General features: G+C 71.1%; 29 protein-coding genes, 1 tRNA gene and 1 pseudogene. 8 read left to right on the top strand and 23 right to left on the bottom strand.

Annotation, left to right across the window (positions count from 1 at the left end; translation table 11 throughout):
• Positions 1 to 67: 67 nt before the first annotated feature.
• On the bottom strand, positions 68 to 1,375 hold the full coding sequence (locus V6S66_RS03680; RefSeq protein WP_334205408.1) for a PhoH family protein: 1,308 nt from the start codon (positions 1,373 to 1,375) through the stop codon (positions 68 to 70).
• Between the two features lie 297 nt (positions 1,376 to 1,672).
• Positions 1,673 to 2,431 carry an isoprenyl transferase gene (locus tag V6S66_RS03675; RefSeq protein ID WP_334205407.1) on the bottom strand — a complete coding sequence of 253 codons (759 nt, stop codon included), beginning with the start codon at positions 2,429 to 2,431 and terminating at the stop codon, positions 1,673 to 1,675.
• Between the two features lie 75 nt (positions 2,432 to 2,506).
• Between V6S66_RS03675 and trhA the strand changes: the two genes are divergently transcribed.
• The gene (gene trhA, locus V6S66_RS03670; protein ID WP_334205406.1) at positions 2,507 to 3,148 is read left to right on the top strand and encodes a PAQR family membrane homeostasis protein TrhA; all 642 of its coding nucleotides are present in this window, start codon (positions 2,507 to 2,509) and stop codon (positions 3,146 to 3,148) included.
• 138 nt (positions 3,149 to 3,286) lie between these two features.
• Here the strand turns inward: trhA and V6S66_RS03665 are convergent, their stop codons facing one another.
• The 4 genes from V6S66_RS03665 to mca all read right to left on the bottom strand — a co-directional run bounded on the left by V6S66_RS03665 (position 3,287) and on the right by mca (position 7,166).
• Complete coding sequence (locus V6S66_RS03665) at positions 3,287 to 5,275, bottom strand: thioredoxin domain-containing protein (protein WP_334205405.1); 1,989 nt, start codon at positions 5,273 to 5,275, stop codon at positions 3,287 to 3,289.
• Positions 5,276 to 5,342: 67 nt separating this feature from the next.
• The gene (locus V6S66_RS03660) at positions 5,343 to 5,948 is read right to left on the bottom strand and encodes a class I SAM-dependent methyltransferase (RefSeq protein WP_334205404.1); all 606 of its coding nucleotides are present in this window, start codon (positions 5,946 to 5,948) and stop codon (positions 5,343 to 5,345) included.
• Between the two features lie 59 nt (positions 5,949 to 6,007).
• Complete coding sequence (locus V6S66_RS03655; protein ID WP_334205403.1) at positions 6,008 to 6,271, bottom strand: hypothetical protein; 264 nt, start codon at positions 6,269 to 6,271, stop codon at positions 6,008 to 6,010.
• Between the two features lie 4 nt (positions 6,272 to 6,275).
• Positions 6,276 to 7,166, bottom strand: a complete 891-nt coding sequence (gene mca, locus V6S66_RS03650; protein ID WP_334205402.1) for a mycothiol conjugate amidase Mca — start codon at positions 7,164 to 7,166, stop codon at positions 6,276 to 6,278.
• 142 nt (positions 7,167 to 7,308) lie between these two features.
• Between mca and V6S66_RS03645 the strand changes: the two genes are divergently transcribed.
• Positions 7,309 to 7,686, top strand: coding sequence for a DUF4307 domain-containing protein (locus V6S66_RS03645; protein ID WP_334205401.1), 378 nt, complete (start codon positions 7,309 to 7,311; stop codon positions 7,684 to 7,686).
• Positions 7,687 to 7,753: 67 nt separating this feature from the next.
• Positions 7,754 to 8,257, top strand: a complete 504-nt coding sequence (greA, locus tag V6S66_RS03640) for a transcription elongation factor GreA (RefSeq protein ID WP_334205400.1) — start codon at positions 7,754 to 7,756, stop codon at positions 8,255 to 8,257.
• A 31-nt stretch (positions 8,258 to 8,288) separates the two neighbouring features.
• Here the strand turns inward: greA and ilvA are convergent, their stop codons facing one another.
• Both ilvA and V6S66_RS03630 read right to left on the bottom strand, forming a co-directional pair.
• Positions 8,289 to 9,500, bottom strand: coding sequence for a threonine ammonia-lyase (gene ilvA / locus V6S66_RS03635; RefSeq protein WP_334205399.1), 1,212 nt, complete (start codon positions 9,498 to 9,500; stop codon positions 8,289 to 8,291).
• On the bottom strand, positions 9,497 to 10,648 hold the full coding sequence (locus V6S66_RS03630; RefSeq protein ID WP_334205398.1) for an AI-2E family transporter: 1,152 nt from the start codon (positions 10,646 to 10,648) through the stop codon (positions 9,497 to 9,499). The genes ilvA and V6S66_RS03630 overlap by 4 nt, the downstream gene beginning before the upstream one ends.
• A gap of 115 nt (positions 10,649 to 10,763) precedes the next feature.
• Here V6S66_RS03630 and msrA point away from each other — a divergent pair, with 115 nt between their 5' ends.
• The 3 genes and pseudogenes from msrA to V6S66_RS03615 form a co-directional block, all read left to right on the top strand.
• On the top strand, positions 10,764 to 11,399 hold the full coding sequence (msrA, locus tag V6S66_RS03625) for a peptide-methionine (S)-S-oxide reductase MsrA (RefSeq protein WP_334205397.1): 636 nt from the start codon (positions 10,764 to 10,766) through the stop codon (positions 11,397 to 11,399).
• A 174-nt stretch (positions 11,400 to 11,573) separates the two neighbouring features.
• The gene (locus tag V6S66_RS03620) at positions 11,574 to 12,044 is read left to right on the top strand and encodes an Hsp20/alpha crystallin family protein (RefSeq protein WP_334205396.1); all 471 of its coding nucleotides are present in this window, start codon (positions 11,574 to 11,576) and stop codon (positions 12,042 to 12,044) included.
• Positions 12,045 to 12,278: 234 nt separating this feature from the next.
• Positions 12,279 to 12,509 (top strand): annotated as a pseudogene (locus tag V6S66_RS03615) (hypothetical protein); the annotation flags it as partial.
• A gap of 23 nt (positions 12,510 to 12,532) precedes the next feature.
• Here V6S66_RS03615 and V6S66_RS03610 read toward each other — a convergent pair.
• From V6S66_RS03610 to V6S66_RS03595, 4 genes are all read right to left on the bottom strand, one after another.
• Complete coding sequence (locus V6S66_RS03610; protein WP_334205395.1) at positions 12,533 to 14,083, bottom strand: cytochrome P450; 1,551 nt, start codon at positions 14,081 to 14,083, stop codon at positions 12,533 to 12,535.
• A gap of 1 nt (position 14,084) precedes the next feature.
• On the bottom strand, positions 14,085 to 14,912 hold the full coding sequence (locus V6S66_RS03605) for an SDR family NAD(P)-dependent oxidoreductase (RefSeq protein WP_334205394.1): 828 nt from the start codon (positions 14,910 to 14,912) through the stop codon (positions 14,085 to 14,087).
• A 208-nt stretch (positions 14,913 to 15,120) separates the two neighbouring features.
• Complete coding sequence (locus tag V6S66_RS03600; protein WP_334205393.1) at positions 15,121 to 16,044, bottom strand: pirin family protein; 924 nt, start codon at positions 16,042 to 16,044, stop codon at positions 15,121 to 15,123.
• A 22-nt stretch (positions 16,045 to 16,066) separates the two neighbouring features.
• On the bottom strand, positions 16,067 to 16,762 hold the full coding sequence (locus tag V6S66_RS03595; RefSeq protein WP_334205392.1) for a tyrosine-protein phosphatase: 696 nt from the start codon (positions 16,760 to 16,762) through the stop codon (positions 16,067 to 16,069).
• Between the two features lie 63 nt (positions 16,763 to 16,825).
• Between V6S66_RS03595 and V6S66_RS03590 the strand changes: the two genes are divergently transcribed.
• Positions 16,826 to 17,740 carry an SGNH/GDSL hydrolase family protein gene (locus V6S66_RS03590; protein ID WP_334205391.1) on the top strand — a complete coding sequence of 305 codons (915 nt, stop codon included), beginning with the start codon at positions 16,826 to 16,828 and terminating at the stop codon, positions 17,738 to 17,740.
• 74 nt (positions 17,741 to 17,814) lie between these two features.
• Here the strand turns inward: V6S66_RS03590 and V6S66_RS03585 are convergent, their stop codons facing one another.
• Together V6S66_RS03585 and V6S66_RS03580 are read right to left on the bottom strand one after the other, a co-directional pair.
• Positions 17,815 to 18,678: a Bax inhibitor-1/YccA family protein gene (locus tag V6S66_RS03585; protein ID WP_334205390.1), complete on the bottom strand. Its 864-nt coding sequence runs from the start codon at positions 18,676 to 18,678 to the stop codon at positions 17,815 to 17,817.
• Positions 18,679 to 18,816: 138 nt separating this feature from the next.
• Positions 18,817 to 19,344, bottom strand: a complete 528-nt coding sequence (locus V6S66_RS03580) for a DinB family protein (RefSeq protein WP_334205389.1) — start codon at positions 19,342 to 19,344, stop codon at positions 18,817 to 18,819.
• Between the two features lie 49 nt (positions 19,345 to 19,393).
• On the opposite strand from V6S66_RS03580, the gene trmB reads away from it, so the two are divergent.
• Positions 19,394 to 20,128 carry a tRNA (guanosine(46)-N7)-methyltransferase TrmB gene (gene trmB / locus V6S66_RS03575; RefSeq protein WP_334205388.1) on the top strand — a complete coding sequence of 245 codons (735 nt, stop codon included), beginning with the start codon at positions 19,394 to 19,396 and terminating at the stop codon, positions 20,126 to 20,128.
• Between the two features lie 48 nt (positions 20,129 to 20,176).
• Here the strand turns inward: trmB and V6S66_RS03570 are convergent, their stop codons facing one another.
• From V6S66_RS03570 to V6S66_RS03530, 9 genes are all read right to left on the bottom strand, one after another.
• Complete coding sequence (locus V6S66_RS03570) at positions 20,177 to 20,383, bottom strand: hypothetical protein (RefSeq protein WP_334205387.1); 207 nt, start codon at positions 20,381 to 20,383, stop codon at positions 20,177 to 20,179.
• A 78-nt stretch (positions 20,384 to 20,461) separates the two neighbouring features.
• Positions 20,462 to 20,538: transfer RNA gene (locus tag V6S66_RS03565), tRNA-Leu, on the bottom strand.
• Between the two features lie 9 nt (positions 20,539 to 20,547).
• Entirely contained in the window at positions 20,548 to 20,859 is a 312-nt protein-coding gene (locus V6S66_RS03560) for a transcriptional regulator (RefSeq protein WP_334205386.1), read from the bottom strand.
• Positions 20,856 to 21,329: a hypothetical protein gene (locus V6S66_RS03555; protein ID WP_334205385.1), complete on the bottom strand. Its 474-nt coding sequence runs from the start codon at positions 21,327 to 21,329 to the stop codon at positions 20,856 to 20,858. Before V6S66_RS03555 ends, V6S66_RS03560 begins: the two co-directional genes overlap by 4 nt.
• 61 nt (positions 21,330 to 21,390) lie before the next feature.
• Entirely contained in the window at positions 21,391 to 22,320 is a 930-nt protein-coding gene (locus V6S66_RS03550; protein WP_334205384.1) for a Ppx/GppA phosphatase family protein, read from the bottom strand.
• 179 nt (positions 22,321 to 22,499) lie between these two features.
• Positions 22,500 to 23,042 carry a DUF501 domain-containing protein gene (locus V6S66_RS03545; protein ID WP_442885887.1) on the bottom strand — a complete coding sequence of 181 codons (543 nt, stop codon included), beginning with the start codon at positions 23,040 to 23,042 and terminating at the stop codon, positions 22,500 to 22,502.
• Positions 23,039 to 23,452, bottom strand: a complete 414-nt coding sequence (locus V6S66_RS03540; protein ID WP_334205383.1) for an FtsB family cell division protein — start codon at positions 23,450 to 23,452, stop codon at positions 23,039 to 23,041. Before V6S66_RS03540 ends, V6S66_RS03545 begins: the two co-directional genes overlap by 4 nt.
• A 200-nt stretch (positions 23,453 to 23,652) precedes the next feature.
• Positions 23,653 to 24,930 carry a phosphopyruvate hydratase gene (gene eno / locus V6S66_RS03535; RefSeq protein WP_334205382.1) on the bottom strand — a complete coding sequence of 426 codons (1,278 nt, stop codon included), beginning with the start codon at positions 24,928 to 24,930 and terminating at the stop codon, positions 23,653 to 23,655.
• Between the two features lie 84 nt (positions 24,931 to 25,014).
• A complete protein-coding gene (locus V6S66_RS03530; RefSeq protein WP_334205381.1) occupies positions 25,015 to 25,638 on the bottom strand; it encodes a MazG family protein in 624 nt (207 codons plus the stop codon).
• Positions 25,639 to 25,694 lie beyond the last annotated feature (56 nt).

Here is a 25,694-nt window from a genome sequence, read left to right as displayed (position 1 = left end):
CACTGTGGCACACGACACGGTCCGCCGAGACCGACCGGACGGACCGTGTCGTGAGGGTGCCGACGCGTCAGAGCGTGACGTCCTCGAGCATCTCCGTCACCAGCGCGGCCACGGGCGACCGCTCCGAGCGCGTCAGGGTGACGTGGGCGAACAGCGGGTGCCCCTTGAGCTTCTCCACGACCGCCACGACACCGTCGTGGCGTCCGACGCGCAGGTTGTCACGCTGGGCGACGTCGTGCGTCAGGACGACCTTGGAGTTGGCGCCGATGCGCGACAGCACGGTCAGGAGCACGTTGCGCTCCAGTGACTGCGCCTCGTCGACGATGACGAACGAGTCGTGGAGCGAGCGACCCCGGATGTGGGTCAGCGGCAGCACCTCGAGCATCCCGCGATCCAGGATCTCCTCGATCACGGCCGGTGACGTCACCGCGCCGAGCGTGTCGTAGACCGCCTGGCCCCACGGGCCCATCTTCTCGGACTCGCTGCCCGGGAGGTAGCCGAGCTCCTGGCCGCCGACGGCGTAGAGCGGCCGGAAGATCACGACCTTCTTGTGCAGGCCGCGCTCCAGCGTCGCCTCGAGCCCCGCGCACAGGGCCATCGCCGACTTGCCGGTGCCGGCCCGGCCCCCGAGGGACACGATGCCGATCTCCGGGTCGAGCAGGAGGTCGAGCGCGACCCGCTGCTCGGCCGACCGGCCATGGACGCCGAAGGCCTCGCGGTCACCGCGGACGAGCTGCACGCTCTTGTCGGCCCGGACGCGCCCGAGTCCGCTGCCCTTGTCGCTGAGCAGCACCAGGCCCGTGTGGCAGGGCAGCTCGGCGGCCTCCTCCAGCTCGAGCGAGCCGGTCTCGTAGAGCGTGTCGAGGTCGGCGACGTCGACCTCGAGCTCGCGCATGCCGGTCCAGCCCGACTCGAGCGCCAGCTCGGCGCGGTACTCCTCGGCCGCGAGGCCGACCGCCGAGGCCTTGACGCGCATCGGCAGGTCCTTGGACACGAGCGTGACGCTCCGCCCCTCGTCGGCGAGGTTCTTGGCCACGCTGAGGATGCGGGTGTCGTTGTCACCGAGGCGGAATCCCGCCGGGAGGGAGGACGAGTCGATGTGGTTCAGCTCGACCCGGAGCGTGCCGCCCTCATCACCGATCGGCAGGGCCGCATCCAGCGTGCCGTGCTGCACCCGGAGGTCGTCGAGGTAGCGCAGCGCCGACCGGGCGAAGTACCCCAGCTCGGGGTGGTGTCGCTTCGCCTCGAGCTCGGTGATCACGACCACGGGCACGACGACCTCGTGCTCGTGGAACCGGGTCAGGGCCCCCGGATCCGCCAGGAGCACGCTCGTGTCGATGACGTACGTGCGTCGCAGGTTCTCGTGGACAGCCATGGCTGTTCTCCCTACCGAGCCCGCGCGCGCCCTGCGCCGGCCCTAGTCGTCGGTGCGAGTGGGGCGGTCTGGCTCAGGGGCGAGCATCAACACACTCGCAAGTTACGCCCGCACCCGCGCCCGGGAGCGGCGACACGCTGAGTGGCACATTTCACCCGCGTGAACTCTGAGCGCACGCCTGGACCGGAGCCGAGGCGATGGCCGCACCACGGGCCGAGCCGTAGGCGAGGCAGTGACCCGGGCGCAGCCCGGCGCCGGCGAGGAACGAGCCGGCGGAGCGACGAGGGACGAGTCGCGTCACGCCCCGAAACGGCGCTCGCGGTTGGCGTAGGAGCGCACCGCGCGCAGCAGGTCGACCCGGCGCAGCGCCGGCCAGAGCACGTCGGTGAAGTAGAACTCCGAGTGGACGCTCTGCCACAGCAGGAAGCCCGAGAGTCGCTGCTCCCCCGAGGTGCGGATCACGAGGTCGGGATCGGGCTGGCCCTTGGTGTAGAGGTGCTCGGCGATGTCGTCGACCACGAGGGTGCTGGCGACGTCCTCGAGCGAGCGTCCCTTCGAGGACTCCTCCAGAAGCAGGGAGCGCATCGCGTCGGTGAGCTCCTGGCGTCCGCCGTAGCCGACGCAGATGTTGACCTGGAGCTCGGTGCCGGTGCTGGCCTCGATCGCGCGCTTCAGGCGAGCGGCCGACTCGGCCGGCAGGAGGTCGAGGCTGCCGATGAGGCGCAGGTTCCAGCGGCCGTCGTCGGCGAGCCGCTCGACGAGCTCCTCGACGGCCCCCAGGATGCTGCGCACCTCGGCCTCGGACCGCTGCAGATTGTCGGTCGAGAGCACCCAGAACGTGACGATGCGCACGCCGAGCTCGTGGCACCACCCGAGGAACTCGTCGATCTTCGCGGCGCCCGCGTGGTAGCCGCTCTCGAGGTCGCGCCCGGAATCCTTGGCCCACCGGCGATTTCCGTCGACGATCGCGCCGATGTGGTGAGGGGTCCGCTGCGGATCGAGCCGCCGCGCGAGGCGGCGCTCGTACGTCCCGTACGCGAGGGAGCTCAGACCCATGGGGGCTAATCTAACGCCATGCCGGAGACCAGCTCGATCACCGAAGAGCCTGTCCTTGGTCGTTTTCCCCAAACCTTGGACGAGATCAAGCCTCGGCTGCGCGGCTGGCTGCACGCCGCCGTCGCGCCACTGTCGTTCATCTCGTTCCTGGTCATGATGGTCCTCGCCGACGACGTCGTCGTCCGCGCCGGTGCCGCGGTGTTCATGGTGTCGGCGCTGCTGCTCTTCAGCTGCAGCGCGATCTATCACACGCGCACCTGGTCGGAGCAGGGCCGCATGGTCTGGAAGCGCATCGACCACGCCAACATCTTCCTGCTCATCGCTGGCTCCTACACCCCGTTCTCGCTGCTGCTGCTCAGCACCGAGCACGCGATCGTCATGCTCAGCATCGTGTGGGGTGGCGCCGTGATCGGCATGCTGTTCCGGGTGTTCTGGGTCGGCGCACCGCGGTGGATCTACGTGCCGCTCTACGTGGCGCTCGGCTGGGCCGCGGTCCTCTACTGGGGCGAGTTCGTCGACGAGGCCAGCACGGCGGTGATCGTGCTGATGGTCGTCGGCGGCGCCCTCTACACGCTCGGCGCGGTGGTCTATGGCTTCAAGTGGCCCAACCCGTGGCCCCGCTGGTTCGGCTTCCACGAGGTGTTCCACACCCTCACGATCGCCGCGTTCGTCGTGCACTACATCGGCATCAGCCTGCTCGCCTACGACCAGCGCTGACCCCTCAACCCGTACCGCTCGCGAGAGAGATTGTTGGTGGTCACGAGAGAGTTTGTTGGTGGTCAGGAGCGAGTTTGTTGCTGACGCGCGGCAACAAAGTCTCTCCTCGCCACCAACAAAGTCTCTCGCGAGCGGCACTCAGGTGAGGGTGGGGAGGGCGTCGGGATCGGTGACGGGGGTCTGGCAGACGAAGCCGCGACAGAGGTAGGCGGTAGGGAGGTCGTCGCGGGTCGTGCGCGAGGCGAACAGGGGGACGTCGAGCCCGGGCTCGCCGCCGACCACGACGGCGCCGGGCGAGGTGAGCGACCAGGCCGCCCGCAACATCGCGTCGCGCTCGCCGGGCGCGCCCACCACGGCCACCTCAACCGGGCCGGCGTGCATCGCCTCGGCCACGGCGAGCGTCTGCCCGCCGAAGCGAGGTGCTGCGTGCGCTGTGGGCGAGGCCGACTCGACCGCTCGCTCGGCGGCGTCGCGCCAGCGCCCGTCGCCCGTGACCGCCGCGGCAGCGAGCAAGGCGGTCGCCGCCGCACTGACACCCGACGGATAGGCGTTGTCAGCGACGTCGCGCGGCGCCAGCACGAGCCCGTCGCCGGGCGCGTCGACGAAGCCGCCCTCGGGATCGGCGAAGTCCGTGACCACCCGCTCGAGCAGCGCCAGCGCGCGCTCGAGCCAGACCGCGTCGCCCGTGACGCCGAGCACCGCCAGAAAGGCTTCGGCCACCGCAGCGTGGTCCTCCAGGACACCGGCGTTCCGGCTGGCCGCGCCGTCGCGGGAGGTGCGCACGAGCCGCCCGTCGACCAGATGCACCCGCACCAGGAGCTGGGCCGCCTCGATCGCCGCCGTCGTGAGCGAGGGGTCCTGCAGCAGGACCCCAGCCTCGACCAGCGCGGTGATGGTCCAGCCGTTCCACGACGCCACGACCTTGTCGTCGCGCGCGGGGCGGGTGCGTCGGGCACGGGCCCCGAGCAGCGCCGCACGGACCCGCTCCCACCGTTCCTGGTCATCGGGATCCTCGTGGAGCTGCAGCGTGGAGTAGCCGCGCTCGAACGTGCCGACGCCCGTGACGCCCAGCAGGCTGACCGCCCAGGCCCCGTCCTTCGCGCCGAGCAGCCGCATCAGGTCGTTCGGGTTCCAGACGTAGAACGTGCCCTCGTGGACGTCGCCCCTCGCGTCGGCGCTGTCGGCGTCGAGCGCCGCGGCGAAGCCACCCTCGTCCGTGCGGAGCTCGCGCAGCAGGAAGGCTGCCGTTTCCCGGGCGACCCGTTCCGCCAGCGCCGACCCGGTGGCCCGCCACCAGTGCAGGTAGACGCGCAGCAGCAGGGCGTTGTCGTAGAGCATCTTCTCGAAGTGGGGGACGCGCCAGTACCGGTCGACGCTGTAGCGCGCGAAACCGCCGGAGAGCTGGTCGTAGAGGCCGCCGCGGGCCATCGCGGTGCACGTCGCGTCGACCATGTCGAGCGATGCCTGCGCGCCGGTGCGGTCGTGGTGGCGCAGCAGGAACTCCAGCACCATCGACGGCGGGAACTTCGGCGCCGAGCCGAAGCCGGCCGCCTCCGCGTCGTACGTGCGCGCCAGGGTCGCGACGGCTTCGTCGAGGTCGTCGGTCGACAGGAGGTCACCGCCCGGGTCGCGCGCGTCCTGGAGGTGGGCGACGACGTCGCGCCCCACCGTGGTGACCTCGTCGCGACGTTCTCTCCACGCCTCGGCGAGGGCCTGCAGGACCTGGGTGAACGCCGGAGCGTTGGCCGTGGCCTCCGGCGGGAAGTAGGTGCCGGCGAAGAAGGGCTCGCCCTCGGGGGTCAGCACGCACGTCATGGGCCAGCCGCCATGGCCCGTCATTGCCTGCGTGGCGCGCATGTACACCGCGTCCACGTCGGGCCGCTCCTCGCGGTCGACCTTGATGTTGACGAAGTGGGCGTTCATGAAGTCCGCCGTGGCAGCGTCCTCGAAGGACTCGTGCGCCATGACGTGGCACCAGTGGCACGCGGCGTAGCCGACGCTCAGCAGCACGGGGCGATCGAGCTCGCGCGCGACGGCGAAGGCTTCGTCGCTCCACTCCCACCAGTCGACGGGGTTGCCGGCGTGCTGCTGGAGGTACGGGGACTGCGCGTCGGCGAGCCGGTTCACCCACCCATGGTCCCCCGACGTCCAAGGGCGAGGCACGCGCCCGGTGCGCTGCAGGTTCCGGCAGGGCTCAGCGACCCGCCACGCCCCGTCGAGCCATCACCACGAGCCACCCGCCGTCCTCGGGCGACCGATCGGTCCACACCGGCGCGAGTCCGGCATCGCGCAGCGCGTCGAGGAGCTCGTCCTCGGTTCGCAGTGCCCGGTAGTACGACCTGCCCGACTCCCCGACCTCCCAACCGCTGCCCTCGCCGCGGGGTACCGAGACCAGGTACTGGCCGCCCGGGCGCAGAGCGTCGGCGACCTTGCCGAGCACCGGGGCCAGATCCTTCGGCTCGACGTGCTGGAGGACGTGCAGCATGAGCACGGCATCGTAGGGACCTCCGAGCTCGTCATAGATGACGTCGAGACGGTCGACTTCCTTGCCGCGCGCCCGCTGCAGGTCGATGAACGCCTGCGTGAGGTCCGTGCGACGAACCCTGAGTCCCGCGTCCTCGAGTCGGTCGGCGTCCCAGCCCGGACCGGATCCGATCTCCAGCACCTGGCCCGCGGGGACCGCCTCGGCCAGGTGAGTCACGGCACCGGCCAGGACCCCCTGGCCCGACGTCTCGCGGGCGTAGTCGACGGCGATGTCCTCGTACGACTCCACCGTGCGGGCGTTCGGCGTCGGCTCCATGACCCGAGCCTAGGCACCGGATGCCGTGCGGTGCCTGACGACGCCGGGCCTGGGCCGGCTCAGATGTCGCGGTCGGCTTGGCTGCTGCCTGCGGGGACGTCGCCGGACTCGGGCTCGTCGCCCTCCCAGGGCTGACGGGCGCGGCGCGACACCCGCGCGAACGACCACATCAGCAGGGCGAGCGCGACCGCCATGGCCAGGAAGATGGCGAGCGCGATCCATCCGGGCTTGACGATGTCGGGGTCGAGCTCCCGGCGCTCGCCACCCGTGGCGGTGACGAAGGCACCAGCGGCCTCGAGCACGCTGCTCGCGATGTCGTACATGCGATCAGCGTAGGCCGGCGAACAAGTCGTCCTCGGGCAGGGTCGTGGGCACCAAGCTGGCGACGAGCTCGAAGTCCTCGGTGGGCCACGCCTCGGCCTGCACCTCCCGCGGCACGGAGAAGAAGAACCCGTCCGGGTCGATCTGCGTCGCGTGCGCGATCAGCGCGGCGTCTCGGACGTGGAAGTACTCCGCGCACTCGACCCGGGTCGTGATGCGCTCGTCGCGCAGACGGTCCGGATCGCGGTCCTTGAACCACTCCGCGTAGGGGTTCTCGAGCCCGCGCTCCTCCATGGCCGCGCCGATCGCCTCGAGGCGAGCGCGGGTGAAGCCGCCCTGGTAGTACAGCTTGCTGACCTGCCACGGCTCGCCCAGCTCGGGGTAGAGCTCGGGATCGGCGGCCGCCTCGTAGGCGAAGACGCTGATCTCGTGGCACTTGATGTGGTCGGGGTGCGGGTAGCCACCCTTCTCGTCGTACGTGGTGAGCACGTGCGGCCGGAAGGAACGGATGAGGCGCACGAGGGGTGCCGCGGCCTCCTCGAGCGGCACCAGGGCGAAGCAGCCCTCGGGCAGCGGCGGCTTCGGGTCGCCCTCCGGCCAGCCGGAATCGACCCAGCCGAGCCAGTCCTGCGTGACGCCGAGAATGTCGCGTGCCCGCTCCATCTCCTCGCGCCGGATCTCGGTGATCAGCTCGGGGTCGTCCTCGATGCCGGGGTGCTGGAAGCTCGGGTTCAGGATCGAGCCGCGCTCGCCGCCGGTGCAGGTGGCGACGTGGACGTCGACTCCCTCCGCGACGTATCGGGCCGTCGACGCGGCCCCCTTGCTCGACTCGTCGTCGGGGTGCGCGTGCACGTGCATGAGGCGCAGCTGTTCGTCCACGGAGTCCAGTATCCCCATCCTGGGCAACTACCCCGGGCAGGGGTGCCGGGCCGTGGGCGGCGAGGACAGAGCAGGGGTGCCGGGCCGTGGGCGGCGAGGACAGAGCAGGGGTGCCGGGCCGTGGGCGGCGAGGACGGCACGCGCCTGAGACACTGGAGGCATGACCGATCTCGCCGACCGCTACGGCACCCGCACCTCACCGCGCTGGCTGTGGTGGGTCGTGGCCGGCGCCGGGATCGCGGTCGGCATCGCGTGGGCCGCCTGGATCGCGCTGCAGCCCCGGCCCATCTCCACCGAGGTGTACTCCTTCGAGGCGGTCTCCGACACCCAGATCGACGTCCAGCTCGAGGTCATCCGCCCGGAGCCCACGGCCGTCACGTGCAGCGTCTACGCCCAGGCGCTCGACCACTCGATCGTCGGCGAGAAGACCGTCACGATCCCGCCGTCGGACCGCGAGATCGTGCGCGAGGGGCTGACCCTGACGACCACGGACAGGGCTGTCACGGCCGTCGTTCGCTCGTGCGAAGTCGCTGACTGACTGGTAGGCTGGGAACTTCACCCCGAGCCGGGAGCTCGGGGTTCCGTTTGTTCTGAAGGAGTTCGCCATGACGCAGCCGACTGGCACCGAGACCCTCTGGGTCACGCAGGAGTCCCTCGACCGTCTCCGCGAGGAGCTCGATCACCTCAAGGGTGAGGTGCGCGCCGACATCACGTCGAAGATCGCCGCCGCCCGTGACGAGGGAGACCTCAAGGAGAACGGCGGCTACCACGCCGCGCGCGAGGAGCAGGGCAAGACCGAGGCCCGCATCCGACAGCTCGAGGACATGCTCGGCCGCGCCGAGGTGGGCGAGAAGCCGGCGGACGACGGCGTCGTCGAGGCCGGCATGAAGGTCACGATCCGCTTCGAGGGCGACGACGACACCGAGTCGTTCCTGCTGGGCTCGCGCGAGGTCCTCAGCCTCGACAGCGCGGTCGACCTCGACGTCTACTCCCCCACGTCCCCGCTCGGCGCCGCACTGCTGGGCAAGAAGGCCGGCGAGTCCGCCAGCTACGAGGCCCCGAACGGCTCGACCATCACGGTCGAGATCGTCGAGGCGATCCCGTTCTGATCGGCCGACCCGGCGCCGTCCGAACGGGCACTCAGACCGAGCGGTAGCCCCGGCTGGCCAGCTGGTCGAGAACCCGGTCGGCGTGGCGCGCGCCGCGCGTCGCGACCTGCAGGCGCACCTCCACCTCGCCCACGCCGAGCGACTCCGACGCCCGGTCGTGCACCACGTTGAGGATGTTGACCTGCATCGACGCCAGGTCGGTGAGCAGCCGCATGAGCTCGCCCGGCCGGTCGGTGAGGTGCACGCGGAAGCTCAGGAACCGTCCGGCGGCCTTGAGTCCGTGGCGGATCACCTCGAGCAGCAGCAGGGCGTCGATGTTGCCTCCGGACAGCACCGGCACGACCGGGCCCGGGAAGTCCTTGGGGTGGTCCAGCAGGGCCGCGACGCCCGCCGCCCCGGCGGGCTCCACCAGGAGCTTGGCGCGCTCGAGCAGCCCGATCAGGGCGCGGCTGAGCGACTCCTCGCTGACCGTGACGACGTCGTCGACGAGGTCGGCCACGACGGCGAAGGGCACGGCGCCGGGCTCGGCCACGGCGATGCCGTCGGCCATCGTCGGCAGGCCCGGCACGAGCAGCGGCCTGCCGGCGCTGAGCGACGGCACGTAGGGGCTCACGGCCGAGGTCTGGACGCCGACGATGCGGACGTCCGGTCGGACCTCGCGCAGCAGGGCGATGCCCGCCACGAGACCGCCACCGCCGACGGGCACGAGGACCGTGCCGACGTCGGGCAGCTGGCGCAGGATCTCCAGCCCGACCGTGCCCTGCCCGACCACGATGTCGCTGTGGTTGAACGGGTGGATCATGACGGCACCCGTGGAGGCCGAGAACTCCTGCGCGGCGGCGATGCTGGCTCCGACGTCGACGCCGACCAGCTCGATCTCGGCCCCGTAGCCCTGGGTGGCCTGCACCTTGGGCAGTGCCGCGCCCTCGGGCATGAAGATCCGGGCCGGGATGCCGAGCATCTGCGCCGCGAGCGCGACGCCCTGGGCGTGGTTCCCGGCGGACGCCGCCACGACGCCCGCCGCGCGTTCGGCCTCGGAGAGCCGGGAGATGCGCGTGTAGGCGCCGCGGAGCTTGAAGGACCCGGTGCGCTGGAGGTTCTCGCACTTCAGGAGGACCTCGGTGCCCGTGAGCTCGCTCAACCACCGCGAGTGCGCGAGCGGGGTCTCCTCGGCGACGCCCGCCAGCAGCTCGGCGGCCGCCTCGACACCGGCCCAGGTCGGAGGCGGTGCGCTCTCGCTCACGCCTGCTCCGTCGGTGACCCGGCATCGGACGACCCGGCATCGGACGGTTGAGCGTCCGGTGGCAGGTCCTCGGGCAGCCCGTCCGGCTGCAGCGGATTGCCCGCCTCCTCGGCTAGGTGCTTCACGACCCCGTTGAGACACGCGACGAGCGGCACCGCCACGAGGGCACCGACGACGCCCGAGACCGTGATGCCGGCCGCGATCGCGGCGATGATGGCGAGCGGGTGCACCGCGACGAGACGGCCCATCAGGAACGGCTGCAGCACGTGCGACTCGAGCTGCTGGACGCCGATCACGACGAGCAACATGAACAGCGCCGTCCACGGGCCCTGGGCCACGAGTGCGACGAGCACGGCCACCATGCCGGAGGCGAACGCGCCGATGATGGGCACGAAGGCGCCCAGGAACACGATGACCCCGATCGCGAAGGTGAGCGGCACGCCGAGCAGCCAGGCGCCCAGCGCGATGCCGAGGGCGTCGACGAGCGCCACGAGCACCGTGGCCCGCACGAAGCTCGTCAGCGACTCCCACGCTCGATGACCCGAGGAGTTGACGCGGGCCCGGGCGTCGCGCGGGAACAGGGTGACGACCCAGGCCCAGATGCGGTCGCCCTCGTAGAGGAAGAACACCGCGGCGAAGAGCGCGATGAAGAAGCCGGTCACGAAGTGGGCCAGCGAGATGCCCACGGCCGTGGCCTGGTCGATCACGGCCTCCCGCCCGGTGCCGGCGATCGTGTCCTGCACCTCGGTGACGTAGCGGTTGAGGTCGTCGTCGCTCAGGCCCAGCGGCCCATTGCGGGCCCAGTCACGCATCTCGCCGATCCCGGCCACGATGCTCGAGCGCAGCTCGTCGACCTGGGTCGAGAGCTGCTGGCCCACCAGGATCACCAGGCCGGCCAGGGTCACCAGCATCAGGATCGCGACCACCAGGGTCGCGAGCAGGCGCGGCACTCCACGCCGCTCGAGCGTGTCGACCACGCCGATCGTGAGTGCCGTGCCGAGCAGGCCGATCGTGATCGGCACCGTGATCTCGGAGAAGTACTGCAGGAGCCAGAGGAGTCCGAAGCCCGCGCCGGCGATGACGACGAGCCGCCAGGCCCACGCCGTGGCGATCTCCATCCCGATCGGGACCTGGTAGCGGGCACTCATGCGCCCGAGACTACCGGCGGAACAGTCAGCCCCCTGGACGCGTTGTGAGTGTCGAGGCGTGTGCGCCGCGACGGCCGAGTCGTGGCCCCCGCGCCGAGACGGAAGGATGGACCCCATGATCTTCGGAACCCGCAAGAGCGAGATGCCCGCCCGCGAGAACGCCCTGCCCGGCCGCCCGTCGCGCACGCACCTGGTCGGCGACCGCCACCTCGTCACCGGCAACCCCCTCGAGACCGACGGCCCCGACGGCTTCGAGGTCACCGTGGTCGGGCTCGGCTGCTTCTGGGGCGAGGAGCAGACGTTCTGGCAGCTGCCGGGCGTGTGGTCGACCACGGTCGGCTACGCCGGCGGCTACACGCCGAACCCGACGTACGAGGAGACGTGCACCGGGCGTACCGGCCACGCCGAGGTCGTGCGCATCGTGTTCGACCCGAGCGTCCTGTCCTACGACGACCTGCTCGCGACGTTCTGGGAGAACCACGACCCGACCCAGGGCATGCGCCAGGGCAACGACCGCGGCTCGCAGTACCGCTCGATCCTGCTCACCACGACCCCGGAGCAGCAGGCCAAGGCCGAGGCGTCGCGCGACCACTACCAGCAGAAGATGACCGCCAGCGGCTACGGCACGATCACGACCGAGATCAAGCCGCTCGACGAGTACTACTACGCCGAGGCCTACCACCAGCAGTACCTCGTGCGGAACCCGCACGGCTACTGCCCGCTGCACGCCACGGGCGTCAGCTACGCCTGACCGGCCGCCCGCAGATCGCCCCGTCCTCCGTCCGGAGGGCGGGGCGTCGTGCGTCTCGGACCCGCGCGTTCGCCAGTAGTGAACGCGCCTTGCTCAAGGGAATTGAGTCGATCAGACTCAAGTTATGACTGGTACCGACCACGGTGGTCGGCCACTACTCACCGGAGGTTCCCCATGAGCACCATCACCCGCTTCCGCGGCCGCGACCCGTTCTTCGCCGAGTTCGACTCCCTCGTGCGTTCCACGTTCGGCGGCCCGACCGTCCCGACCGGCGAGCCGCTGGCGTTCACCCCGACCGCCGAGACCGTCCGCGAGGGTGACGACGTCGTGGTCCGCCTGGACCTGCCCGGCGTCGACGTCGCCGAGGACGTCTCGGTCGAGGTCGCGAACCAGCGCCTCGTCATTGCCGGCGAGCGCAAGGACGACCGCGCCGAGGACTCCACGCGGCGCTCGGTCCGCGAGGTCCGGTACGGCAGCTTCCGCCGTTCGTTCGGTCTCCCGGGCCACGTGGGCGCCGACGCGGTCAGCGCCCACTACGACAAGGGCGTCCTGCACGTCCGCGTCGCCGGGGTGTACGCGGGCACCGAGCCCACGCGGATCACGATCAGCGACGGCCCGGCCGTCGCCGAGGTCGAGCAGGCCTGACTCGGCCAAGGTTTCGAGGCTCGTCGCCGAGAGCTCCTCGCACCTCAACCACCGGTGGCTGTCCCCCTACGACTCCGTCGTGGGAGGTGCCCCCAGTGCGAGGGCGCTCTGGCGCCCGAGCCTCGAAGCCACCTCGGGGCCTAACGTGGACGCATGGAGCAACGACTCAGTCTCGTGCGGTGACCACAGGCCGAGCGAAGCGAGGCTGAGCCGCCTGCGACTCGCTCTGGCGAGTTGCAGAAGCGAGCGCGAGGAACGAGCGCGTCGGCTCACTACCAGCTGCCCGGCATCGTCCTGGCGATCTGGGACCGCGCCGAGCTCGCCACGGACGCCGGCCTGCCCGACGGTCCCGCCGGATTCAGCGGGTTCGCGCTCGCGTACAACACCCGCACCCACGACGAGGTCGAGGAGGTCCTCCACCTCGCCCAGCAGGCGAGTGGGACGGTCACGAAGGCCGCGACCGAGACCGAGTGGGGCGGGTTCTCCGGCTACTTCACCGATCCCGGCGGGCACCTCTGGGAGGTGGCGTTCAACCCGTTCTGGTCCGTCGACGAGACCGGGCACACGTCGCTCGGCGCATCCCCGGAGTCGGATCCATCGTCGGAACCGGAGTCGTCAGCGGGCTGATCCTCGGAGTCGGCGTTCGGCGTCCGCGGGGTCAGTCGCAGCTCGAACCCCTTCGGCACGATCGTGAGCCGCTCGGCGATGTCGAGCTCGTAGTCGGGATCGCCCGTGATCTCGTACCGGTGCAGGAGCCGGGCCAGCACGAGGATCGCCTCCTGCTGGGCGAACTGCCGCCCGATGCACGAGCGCTCCCCCGTGCCCCACGGCTTGTAGCTGTGCGGCAGTCGGCCCCGGGAGTTCTGGGGCAGGAAGCGGTCGGGATCGAACCGCTCGGGGTCGTCGCCCCAGACGGACGGGTCGCGGTGCACCGCGGGGAGCAGGACGATGGCCCAGTCCTCGGGCCGCATGACGTGCCCCGTCGAGAGCGTCGTGGTCTCGCGGGGACCACGCCCGAAGGCGGGCGCCGTGGGCCACAGTCGCAACGCCTCGTCGAGCACGCGACGCAGGTAGCGGAACTGCGGCACCTGCTCGAACGTGGGCACCGTGTCCCGGTCCGACCCGAGCACCGCGTCGACCTCGGCGTGGGCCTTCGCGAGGACCTCCGGGTCGCGCGAGAGGTAGTACAGCGCGAACGACAGGGCTCCCGAGGTCGTCTCGTGGCCCGCCACGAGGAACGTCAGGATCTGGTGGCGGATGTTCGTGTCGTCGAGCTGCTCGCCCGTCTCGGGATGGCGCGCACTGAGCATGATGCCGAGCAGGTCGTGCTCCGACGGCGGCTGGGCCCGGCGGGTCGCGATGATGTCGTCGAGGAGCTCGTCGACGTAGTCCTGGGACGACTTGGCCTTCCTGCGGATGCGCCGGACGGCCAGGCGCCCGCCGGGGGCCGTGCGCAGCGTAGCGATGCGCTGTCCGCTCTTGAGGGCCGTGATCATGGCGGCCACGAACGGGTGCGGGTCGACCCCGTCGAACGAGGCGAAGTCGCGGCTCAGCGCGGCCCGCGCCAAGGTCTCGAGCGTCAGCTTGGTCATGTCGCGCGAGACGTCGACCGGGCCGTCGAGCCGCTCCCAGTAGTCGAAGAGCTCGTCGAGCGTCTCGACCATGACCGGGTGGTAGGACTGCATCGCGGTGCGGGTGAAGGCCGGACGCAGCAGGTCGTGCGCCAGGCGCCAGTTGTGCTCGTGGGAGTGCGCCGTGAAGAGGCCGTCACCCGCGAACTCACGCAGGGCCTCGACCGCAGGCGGGAGGACCTTGACGAAGCGCTGCTCGTCGCACATCTCGGCCGCGAGCTCGGCGCTGGCGACGAACACGAACTTCTGGTCGAACACCTGGATCTCGAAGATCGGCTCACCGAGCTTCTCAGCGTGACCGACCATGCTCTTCAGGGGGCGGGAGGGATCGACCGAGCGGCCGTCGCCCACGATCGGGAGACGACCCGGAGGATGTGCGAAGGACTGCCCGCCCCAGTCGTTCTGCACGTCAGAGTCCGGACTTGCCCGACGCCCAGCGCACGACCCCTTGGTAGCGGGGGCCGGCGATGCGGACGAAGGCGTCGATGACCTTGGCGTCGGCGCCGATCAGCACGCGCACCTTCTTCTTCTCGACCCCGTCGAGGATGACGTTGGCCGCCTTGGCCGGTGTGGTGCGGGCGAGGACCTTGTCGAACTGGGCGCTCATCGCGCTCTTCTCGTCGGCGCGCTCGTCGACCGATGTGGCGTTGCGGACGATGTTGGTCTTGATGCCGCCCGGGTGCACGCAGGTGACGGAGACGGGCTTGTTGGCCATCTTCATCTCCATGGCCAGGGACTCGGTGAAGCCGCGGACCGCGAACTTCGCTGCGTTGTAGGCACTCTGGGACGGCACCCCGAAGAGGCCGAAGACGCTCGAGATGTTGACGACGTGGCCGTCGCCCGAGGCCTCCAGGTGCGGCAGGAACGCCTTGGTGCCGTTCACGACGCCCCAGAAGTCGACGTCCATGACGCGCTCGAGGTGCTTGTAGGGCATCTCTGTGACGTTGCCGAAGTAGGCGATGCCCGCGTTGTTGATCACCAGGTTGACGCGGCCGAGATCGGCGGCGACCTCGTCGGCGTAGCGCTCGACGATCTCGCGCTGCGACACGTCGATCACGTCCGACCGGACCGTTCCGCCCATCTGGCGGACCTGCTCGGCCGTGGCCTCCAGACCGGCGACGTCGACGTCGCTGATCGCCACGGTCGCGCCGCGCCGGGTCAGCTCCAGCGCCAGGGCTCGGCCGATGCCCGATCCCGCGCCCGTCACGACCGCGACCTTGCCGTTGATCCAGCTCATGCGTGCTCCTCGGTGCTCCACGTCACATCTTCCGATACCGACGGTATCTCAATACGGCAACGTATGTCGAGAGCCAGTTGTGGACACAGCCCCGCCCCTTGAGGTGCGAGTGAGGAACGAACGAGCCTCGAAAGGGGTACCGCAACCATCCGAGGTTTCGAGGCTCGCGCCGCAGGCGGCACTCACACCTCAACCACCGGAGATCTGGCTAGTACTTGAGGCGCACCCGGGGGCGGAGGCGGACGTTGGGGAGCTCGGGGGCCGGGACGAGCTCCTCGCCGTGGCCCTCGACCCGACCGAAGCGGCCACCCACGGGGCGCTCCATCCAGTCGTCGCGGGCCTGCACGATCTCGTCGTGGTCGCGCGCGATGAAGTTCCACCACATCACGAGCTTCTCCGCGAACGGTTCACCGCCGAGCAGCAGCACCGTGCGGCCCGGGCCGTCGAGGTGCACGCGACTGCCGCCGTCGAGGTAGCGAAGAGCGCGGTGGCCGACCGTGGTGCCGTCGACCTCGACCGGGCCGTCGAGGGCCAGGACGCCGTACTCGAACGAGGGGTCGAGGTCGAGCACCACGTCGGGGTCGTGCAGGGAGATCTGCACGCCCACGAGCGGCGTGTACACCGTGGCGCGCGAGGACTCACCGGCGAAGTCGCCCACCACCAGCACACCGTCCCAGCCGCGCCCCTGGACCCGCGGCAGGTCGGGGACATGCTCGAAGTCGGCCGGTCCGAGGCGCCGCGAGTCGGGCAGCGCGACCCACAGCTGCACCCCGGACATCGGCGTGGGGTCGTCGGCGTCGCTGATCTCGGAGTGCGAGACCGCGTCGCCCGAGGTCATGAGGTTGAGCTCACCGGGCTGCAGCATGACGTCGGAGCCGAGGTTGTCGCGGTGCCGGATCCGCCCCGCCATGGGCCACGTGACGGTCTGCAGGCCCGTGTGCGGGTGCGGCAGCACGTTCATGCGCGCGTCGGTGGGTCCGAAGTGGTCGGCGAAGCACCAGGCGCCGATCGTGGGTCGGGAACGGTGCGGGAGCGTGCGGTGCACCGTGATGCCCCGGATGCCGCCGAGCGGCACCTCGCGGGCCTCGAGGGTCTCGGCACCGGAGTCGTCCAGCTGGAGGCGCCCGCTCATGACGGGACCGGGAAGAACTCGCTCATGGCTCCATGGTGTCACCGCGCAGGTGACCGTGGAGGCGGGCGACGTCGTCCGACGTGCCGCCGGCGGCCTCGAACCAGCCCTGGACCCCGCCGTCGTGGGCGGCCCAGACGTCCACGACCGAGAGCACGGCCTCCGCCTTGGTCTCGAAGAACGAGGCGGGCAGCGTCTGGCGGTGGTCGTGGCCCGCGGACGCGGTGAGTCGCGCGTCGATCGCGTCGCGGTGCCGCGCCGTCTCGAGGTAGTCGGCCACGACATCGTCGACGGCAGCGCCCGCGAGCAGCAGCGACAGGGCGACCGAGATGCCCGTGCGGTCCTTGCCGGCTGCGCAGTGCACCAGGGCGGGCCCCGGCGAGGCGGAGACGGCCCGCACGACGTCCACGAGGAGGGGGCCGGCCGAGTCGACGACCACGCGATAGAGGCCGGTCAGGTCGCTGGCCCGTGCCGCTCCCGGGCGGAGCGCACCCAGGAGCGGGACACGATGGATCGCCGCGTGCTCGGCGAGCGGGTGCTCGGGCTCGATCTCGCTGGCCGAGCGCAGGTCGACGACGGCGGTGGGGGGCCACGGCACCCCGGCCGGGACGGCGTCGCCGACGGCGGGCGCCGCGCTCCGGAGCAGACGCCCGGGAGCCACCACCCCGCCGTCGATCGCGATCCCGTGGAGGTCACGCAGGTTCGGGACGGTGTCGGGCATGTCACCCATCATCGGCCATGGCTCCGACGCGCCCCCGACGGACCCGGTCACTAGGGTGGCCCCATGCGTGTCAGTCGACGTGTGGCCGCCACCACCGCCCTCGGGACCGCCGGCGCCGTCGGTGCGTCGGTGGGCTTCCTGTTCGGCGAGACCGTGCTGGCCCGTCGTCTCATCGGCGTCACGGACGCCCGGCCGCCGTCACCCGACGGCCTGTACGGCGACAACCTGTCGGGCGACACGGTGCGCCTGCTCGTGCTGGGCGACTCGGCCGCCGTGGGCTACGGCATGCAGACCCAGATGACGACGCCCCCGGCGCTCATGGGCTGGGGACTGGCTCAGCTGGTGCAGGGTCCCGTCCAGGTGCACAGCGTCGCCGTCGTGGGCGCCGAGAGCAGTGACCTGGCCGACCAGGTCGACCGTGGCCTCGAGTTCGGGGCCGACGTCGCCGTGATCGTGATCGGCGCCAATGACGTCACCCACCTGAAGTCCATGACCGGGGCGGTCGACGACCTGCAGGTCGCGATCAGCCGGCTCGTCGCCGCCGGCACCGAGGTCGTCGTGGGAACGTGCCCCGACCTGGGCACGGTCAAGCCGCTCATGCAGCCCCTGCGGAGCATCGCCCGGCTGCAGAGCCGGCGGATGGCTCGCCTGCAGACCGTGGGCGCCATCGAGGCCGGGGCCCGCACGGTCTCCCTCGGTTCGCTGCTGGCGTCGCTGATCCGCGAGCACCACGACCTGATGTTCGGCGACGACCGGTTCCATCCCTCCGCCTCGGGCTACGCCGCGATGGCGCGGGCGCTGCTGCCCTCGCTCGCCGACGCGATCCACGAGCGGCGCAGCGAGCCGCTGGAGGAGCACCCCGGCGAGACCGAGGAGATGATGCCGGTCGAGGAGGCCGCCGAGGAGGCCTCGCAGCGTTCCGGGACCGAGGTGCGTCGCGCCGGCCGCTGGGCGGGCGTCCTGCGGCGCCTGCGCTGAGCCCTCGCCCACGACGGAGAACGCCCCCGACCGGGGAACCGGTCGGGGGCGTTCGTCTCGGACGGGTCCGAGGATCAGTCGCTGCCCCGCAGGATGGCGAGGATGCGCAGGATCTCGATGTACAGCCAGACGAGCGTGACCGTGAGGCCGAAGGCCGCACGCCAGGACTCGCGCTTCGGCAGACCGGCCTGGACGCCCTTCTCGATGTAGTCGAAGTCGAGCACGAGCATCAGGACCGCGAGCACGACGGCGAAGGCCGAGACCACCAGTCCGAGCGTGTTGAAGCCGCGGATGCCGCCGTTGTCGACGACGCCCGTGAGCGACAGCAGCAGGTTGACGACCGTGGCGCCGGCGAAGGCGAAGATCGCGATCGTGACGACCTTGCGGAACTTGTCGGTGACCTGGATGTTGAAGAACTTGTAGGCCGCGAGCGTCGCGCCGAAGGCCACGAAGGTGCCGACGATCGCCTGGAAGACGATGCTGACGTCGCCGACGTAGGTCGCGACGATCTTCGAGAAGGCGCCGACGAAGACGCCCTCGGCGACGGCGTACCCGATGACGAGCGCCGGGCTGATGATCTTCTTGAAGGAGTTCACCATCGCCAGCACGAAACCGAGGAGCGCACCACCGATCGCGAACATGTAGGCCGTGTTGACCGCGTCCTGATCGACGACCGCCTGCCCGAAGCGACCCTCGACCAGGATCTGGCCGATGACGACCCAGGCGACCGCAGCCGCGGCGATGACGGTGCCGAGCGTGATGGCGGTCTTCTCGACGACCGAGTCGATCGTCATGCGGTCGCTCGTGGCGGCCGACGGCGGTGCGTAACCCGGCTGAGCGTTGGTGTCGATGGTCCACTGCGACGGGTCGGTCTGGACCGACGAGGAGCGACCGTTGTAGCTCTCGTTGCGGGAGAAGACGGGGTTCGAGCTGTGCATGATTCCCTCCGGGAGGTCGGCTCGCATCATCGAGCCTGATGGGTTCACCCTATACAACGCACGCTACTGGGGTTTTGCTCCCGACTGCGCGGTTTCTGTGCGCAACGGGATCGGGGAGTCGAGCGCCCCGCGGATGGCTCAGCGGTCGACGTCGACGAGGTGGTGCTCGAGGTCGTGCAGCAGGTACTGCACGAGGGTCGCGGTCGTGAACTCGGACCCGTTGGACCGCAGGCCCCGATGTGCCCAGTCCCCCTCCCCCACGCGGGCCAGCGTGGCCGCGAGCGCGGCGCCCTCGACGGCCAGCTCCCGCCCGACCTGCGCCGGGTCCGCGTGCGCGTAGTCGCGCTCCAGCGCTGCGGCGTCCTGGTCCCAGTTGGCGAAGTGCGCGGGGTCCTCGGCCAGCATCTGGTCGAGGCGCCCGGCGAAGATCGTGAACACGTCGCGGACGTGGCAGGCGTACTCGAGGTCGGACCAGCGGTCGGCCTGCGGACGCACTCCCGCGTCGGGGCGCGCGACGATCCTCTGCCACCGCTCGACGTGCGTGCCGATGACCGGTCCGACGCCGGTCGGGTCCACGTCGGCGGCGTTGAATCCGCACTCGGGGCACGCTTCGCGCAGGACCCAGGTCCAGTCCTTGTCGTCGGGCTCGATCACGTCGCTCGTCATGCCATGGCCTTCATGGAGCCATCGTGGCGCGCTGGATAAGGTGCGCACCATGTCCGATTCGGCCGACACCCGTCCAGATTCTGCCGACCGGGCCTTCCGGACCGAGCCCGTCTCCTTCACCCGCCGCGGCGGCCGGTTGAACCCGCGTCAGCAGAAGGCGTGGGACCTGCTCGCGAAGCGGATCGTGCTCGAGGTCCCCCAGGACGGGCCCTCGACGTCGGTGCACCCGGCGCACCGGTTCGACGTCGCGACCGAGTTCGGCCGCACGGCGCCCCTCGTCGTCGAGATCGGCAGCGGCCGCGGCGAGGTCATCGTGCACGCGGCGTCGCAGTCGCCCGGGACCGACTTCCTCGGCCTCGAGGTCTACGTCCCGGGCGTCGCGCAGACGCTGATCGGGGTGCGGCACGGCGAGCTCACCAACCTCCGCATGGCGGTCGTGAATGCCGCCGAGGCGCTCACGACCATGATCCCGGAGGCCTCCGTCGACGAGCTGTGGGTGCACTTCCCCGACCCTTGGCACAAGAAGAAGCACCACAAGCGACGCCTCGTCACGCCGGAGTTTGCCGCGCTCGCGGCCCGCGTCCTGCGGCCCGGCGGGGTCTGGCGCATGGCCACCGACTGGGCCGAGTACGCCACGCAGATGGCCGAGGTCGTGGCCGGCTCCCCCGACTTCGCGGGCGGCCGGAGCGACCGCTGGGACGGCCGTCCCCTCACACGGTTCGAGGCCAAGGGCATCGACGCCGGGCGGGAGATCCACGACCTCACCGCCGTGCGCCTCGGGTGAGACGCCTTCACGTCCGGTGCGCGACGCCGGCCGGTCAGCGTACCGAGGTCATCGGTCGAGGCGTCGCTGAGCCTGCTGGCGGTCCAGCGCGATGAGAGCCGGCAGGAACGAGAAGTAGGCCAGCCCGAACATGACGCGCCAGTCGGAGTTTTCCGCCAGGCCCGCGGCGAGCATCCAGGCGGGCGTACCCGACATCAGCACGAAGAACCACCACGAGGTCGGGCCCTGGGGTCGCAGCGTCGGGCCTTCGGTCACAGCGTGAGAGCCTGCCACATCCGCGCTGAGTGCGGGAGCAGACCGGGCGACCACAGGGAAGACCATGCGAAGCGCCGGTGGTGCTCCCGGTGGGGCTCGAACCCACACTGGGACGGGTTTAAGCCGTCTGCCTCTGCCGATTGGGCTACGGGAGCGGCGTCAGCCTAGTCAGGCGACGTGGGGGCGGTGATGCTCCGCAGCGCCGCGACGTGTCCGCGGTAGGCACGGCGTCCCTCCTCGGTCAGCCGGACCCACGTCCGGACCCTGCCGCGTCCGGTGGGCTTCTCGAGCTTCACGTACCCGGCCTCGGTCAGGACCTTGAGGTGCTTGCTCACCACGGAGTCCGCCACCTCGAGCACGTCGCGCAGCGCGCTGAACTCCGCCGACGAGACGGCGTCGAGGAAGGCGCAGACCCTCAGACGCAGTGGCGCGTGGATGACCTCGTCGAACGCCGGCGCCGGACCGGCCTGGGTCACAGCTCGCCCCGCAGATCGGCCCGGAGAACCTGGTCGTACCTGCGGCCGATCGGCACGATCACGACGCCCATCACGACGGCGACAGCCCAGACCCAGACGTCGGACACGTCGGTGTAGCTGAGCAGGATCGCGGCGAGGACGCCGAGGCCGCCGACCGCGCCCATCACGTAGGCCCAGCGGGAGGCCGGGCCGTTCTGGTTGCCCCAGAGCCAGATGCCGGTCTTGCGACGGTACGAACCGGCCAGCAGGACGAGCCCGGCGAAGGACGCGGCGACCCCGGCGAGCAGGACCCACGTGTTCCCCAGGGCGATCGCGACGGCGTAGCCGGTCAGCAGGGCGCCGAGCATGGGGTGGTACCACCACGGGGTGACCAGGCGATCGGCTGCTGCACGGCGCGCGGCCGCGACGGCCTCCAGTGACGCCTCGTCGCTGGGGTCCAGGGCATCGGTGTCATGCGTGGACTCGCTCATGGAGACCCTCCTCGGATTGACTTTCCGTTACAGAAAGACAATAACATTCCGAGTTGGAAAGTCAATTCGTGCCGGCCGCGTCGGCTGCGCCTCGCGCGATGCCGTCGAGGATGTCGCGCTCACTGACGACGACCTCGTCGGTGGCGAGCGGGGCGAGCTCGAGCAGGCGGTCGAGGATCAGCGCACCCGCGCCGATGACGTCGGCGCGGCCCGGATGCATGAACGGCAGGTGACGGCGATCCACGACGGGCAGCCGCACCAGCGAGATGCACGCCTCGCGCACCTGGTCGACCGGCAGACGAGCTCCGTGGATCCGGTCGCTGTCGTAGGTCGACAGCTGCATCGCGTGCGCCGCGACGGTCGTGACGGTGCCGGCGACCCCGATGAACCGGTCGACCGGCTCCCACCCGGCGACGGCCGGGGCGAGCAGCGCGTCGAGGTGGTCGACGAGGTCAGTGATCTCGGTGATCGACGGCGGGTCGCTCGCGAGGAAGCGTTCGGTCAGGCGCACCGAGCCGATGTCGAGCGAGACGGCCGAGTGGACCTCGCCGTCGGCACCGCGCACGAGTTCGGTCGAGCCCCCTCCGATGTCGACCACGAGAGCGGGATCCGGGCCCAGCTCGGAGGTCGCACCGAGGAACGAGGCCCGCGCCTCGGCGTCGCCGCTGAGGATCTCGGGCTCCTGGCCGAGGACCGACCGGATCGCGGATCGGAAGTCATCGGCGTTCTCGGCGTCGCGTGCGGCGGAGGTGGCGCAGAAGCGGACCGCGTCGACCCCCATCTCGCCGATCGTCAGCGCGTACTCGCGGGTCGCCGTGACAGTGCGCTCGATCGCGGTCGGGTCGAGTCGTCCGGTGCGGTCGACTCCCTCCCCCAGGCGCACGATCCGCATGTCGCGGACGAGGTCGTGGGCCTTCCCGTCCGGGCCCAGATCGGTGACCAGGAGCCTGATCGAGTTGGTCCCGCAATCGATCGCCGCGACGCGTCTCATGACGTCCACAGTAGTGACGGGCGGTCGGGGCCGGGCGCCCGGTCCGGCCGCAGCGTTCACGTGACGGATGGTTTCGAGGCTCGCGCGCCAGGGCGCACTCGCACCTCAACCATCGGATGGCGGGCGCCACCCGCCGCGTGAGGTGCGACGAGGTACAAGGGAGCCTCGAAGGGCGCACCTCACCCAGCGGACGTGGCGGGTGACTGCGGGGCGCAGCTCGAGCTGCCCCAGTAGTCGCCGAGCATCGCGACCGCCTCGTCGCCGAGCGGGTTGACCCCGGGCCCCTTCGCCAGCGCGTGGCCGATCAGGACGTGCAGGCACTTGACCCGGGTGGGCATGCCGCCGGCCGAGATGCCGTCGATCTCCGGCACGTGGCCGATGGCCTCGCGCTCGGCCAGGTAGGAGCCGTGCGCCTCGCGGTACGCCGCCGCCAGCTCATCGTCCTCGAGCAGCCGCTGGCTCATGTCGGCCATCACCCCGGCCGCCTCGAGCGTGCCGATCGCCCCGGCCAGGCGAGGACACGTCAGGTAGTAGAGCGTGGGGAAGGGCGTCCCGTCCGGCAGCCGCGGCTCGGTCATCACGACGTTCGGGTGACCGGACGGGCATCGCGACGCGATCGTCACGACGCCCCGCGCGGGGCGTCCGAGCTGGTCGCGGATCGCTGCCAGGTCGGCCTCGCTCGGCGGCACCGCGCCGGCCGGACGGGTGAAGTGGCTGGTCACGGGCTCTCCGGCAGCAGGGGCTCGCTCGGACCCTCCGCGGGGGCCGTGGGCTCGACCGGCTCCTGGCCGGCCACCTTCGTGCTGTCCCACAGCTTCTCGTACCACTGCGGCGCCTTGGCACTGGGCGGCTCGGCCAGCTGCGGCACGTCACCCTCGACCTCGCCGTCGGCGTCGACGACGCGGTAGCCGACCTCGCCGGGCAGGACCCACCCGAATCGGGCCCGGGCCTGCTGCTCGATGTAGGCGGGGTCCTCCCACCGCTCCGCATCGTCCTCGAGCTCGGCGATCGCGGTCTTCTGCGTCTCGATCTTGGCCTCGGTGGCCCGGATCTCCTGCTGCTGCTGCCACCAGGTGTGCAACGACGCCGTGTACGACGCGATCAGCAGCACCATGACGGCGAGCAGCACCACGGCGCGAGTCGTGAACCGGGAGCCGCCCGCGCCGCTCGGGATCCGAGGCGCACGCTGCCCCGGTCGCCGCGTCGCCGACGACGAGGTCGTCGAGCGGGACGGCCTGGTGGGGCGACCAGCGGCACCGCGCGCCCGCGAGGCCGGGCCGGGGGTCCTGCCCCGGCCCGGCCCCGTGGATCCGCCTGGTCCCGCCACCGGACTCAGACCGACAGGCGCGGGAACGCCGAGGCGCCGGCGTAGACCGCCGCCGAGCCCAGGAGCTCCTCGATGCGCAGGAGCTGGTTGTACTTGGCTACGCGGTCCGAGCGGGCCGGGGCGCCGGTCTTGATCTGGCCGCAGTTCGTGGCCACCGCCAGGTCGGCGATCGTCGTGTCCTCGGTCTCGCCGGAACGGTGGCTCATCATGTTCGTGAATCCGGCACGGTGCGCCAGGTCCACGGCGTCGAGCGTCTCGCTGAGCGACCCGATCTGGTTGACCTTGACGAGCATCGAGTTGGCCGCACCCTCGGCGATGCCGCGCGACAGGCGCTCGACGTTGGTGACGAACAGGTCGTCGCCCACGAGCTGCACCAGGTGGCCGAGCTCGGACGTGATCGTGACCCAGCCCTCCCAGTCCTCCTCGTCGAGCGGGTCCTCGATCGAGACGATCGGATACGCCGCGACGAGCTCGGCGTAGTAGTCGGTCATCTCCTGGGCCGTCTTGGTGGCACCCTCGAACGTGTAGCCCTCGCCGGAGTGGAACTCTGACGCGGCGACGTCGAGCGCGAGCGCGATGTCGGTGCCGAGGTTGAGGCCCGTGGTCTCGACCGCCTTGGCGATCAGGTCGAGCGCGGCACGGTTGGAGGACAGGTTCGGGGCGAAACCGCCCTCGTCGCCCAGGCCCGTCGAGAGGCCGTCGGCCTTCAGGACGCTCTTCAGCGCGTGGTAGACCTCGGTGCCTTGGCGCAAGGCCTCGGCGAAGGTCGGGGCGCCGATCGGGGCGATCATGAACTCCTGGACGTCGACGTTCGAGTCGGCGTGGGCGCCACCGTTGAGGATGTTCATCATCGGGACGGGCAGGACGTGGGCGTTGGGGCCGCCGACGTAGCGGAACAGCGGCAGCCCGGCCGACTCGGCCGCGGCGTGCGCCGTGGCCAGGGAGATGCCGAGGATCGCGTTGGCGCCGTAGGTGGCCTTGTTCGGCGTGCCGTCGATGTCGCTCATCGCGTTGTCGATCGCACGCTGGTCGTCGGCGTCGAACCCGACGATCGCGCCGCCGAGCTCACCGTTGACGGCCTCGACGGCCTTGAGGACGCCCTTGCCGCCGTAGCGGTCGCCGCCGTCGCGCAGCTCGACGGCCTCGAACTGACCCGTCGACGCCCCGGACGGCACCGCGGCGCGGCCGATGCTGCCGTCGTCGAGGGCGACCTCGACCTCGACGGTGGGGTTGCCGCGCGAGTCGAGGATCTCGCGTGCTCCGACGGCTTCGATGCTGGCCATGGGTCTCCTCAGAGAAGGGGTGTCACGTGCGGGACCCAGCCTAGGGCCACCGGCCCGTCAGCCCGGAGAGGCTCGGCGGAACGATCATCCCGCCGGCGCGTCGGGGAGGGTGCGCACCGTCCGGCGCAGCGCCTCCTCGGCGTCGACCCCGGCAGCGCGGGCCTCGGCCACGAGGGCGAGGAGGCGCAAGCCGATGTCGTCCCCGCGGGCCGGCGCCGGATCGCCGAGCCGCTTGAGGACCTTGTCGGCGTACGCCAGGGCCGGCAACGAGGCCGGGATGCCGTCGTGGACGGAGGCCCGACCTCCCCGTTCGCGCTTCTCCTGCGCCTTGACCGCCTGCCAGGCTGCATCGATCTCCGCGGGCGTCCGGGCCGTGCCGTCACCGAACACGTGCGGATTGCGGCGGCGGAGCTTGTCGGTGATGCCGCGAGCCACGTCGTCGACGTCGAATCGCGCCTCGCCGCTGGCCTCTGATCCGATTCGGGCGTGGAAGACGACCTGCATGAGCAGGTCGCCGAGCTCGTCGCGCAGCTGGTCGGGATCGCCGGCGTCGAGGGCCTCCAGCACCTCGTGCGCCTCCTCGAGCACGTACCGGGCGAGGGACTCGTGGGTCTGCTCGGCCGTCCAGGCGCACTCCCGGCGCAGCCGGTCCATGACCTCGACCAGCTCCAGGAGCGCTGCACCGGCGACGGGAGGCTCGTGGGTCATGCGCTCATTCTCCACCGCCGAGCGGGCGGTGACGTGGCGACCCGTCCGCCGCGTGG

Source organism: Aeromicrobium sp. Sec7.5, from assembly GCF_036867135.1.
Lineage (GTDB): Bacteria > Actinomycetota > Actinomycetes > Propionibacteriales > Nocardioidaceae > Aeromicrobium.
The sequence above is the reverse complement of the archived record's forward strand: the minus strand, read 5'-3'. Positions and strand labels throughout refer to the sequence as shown.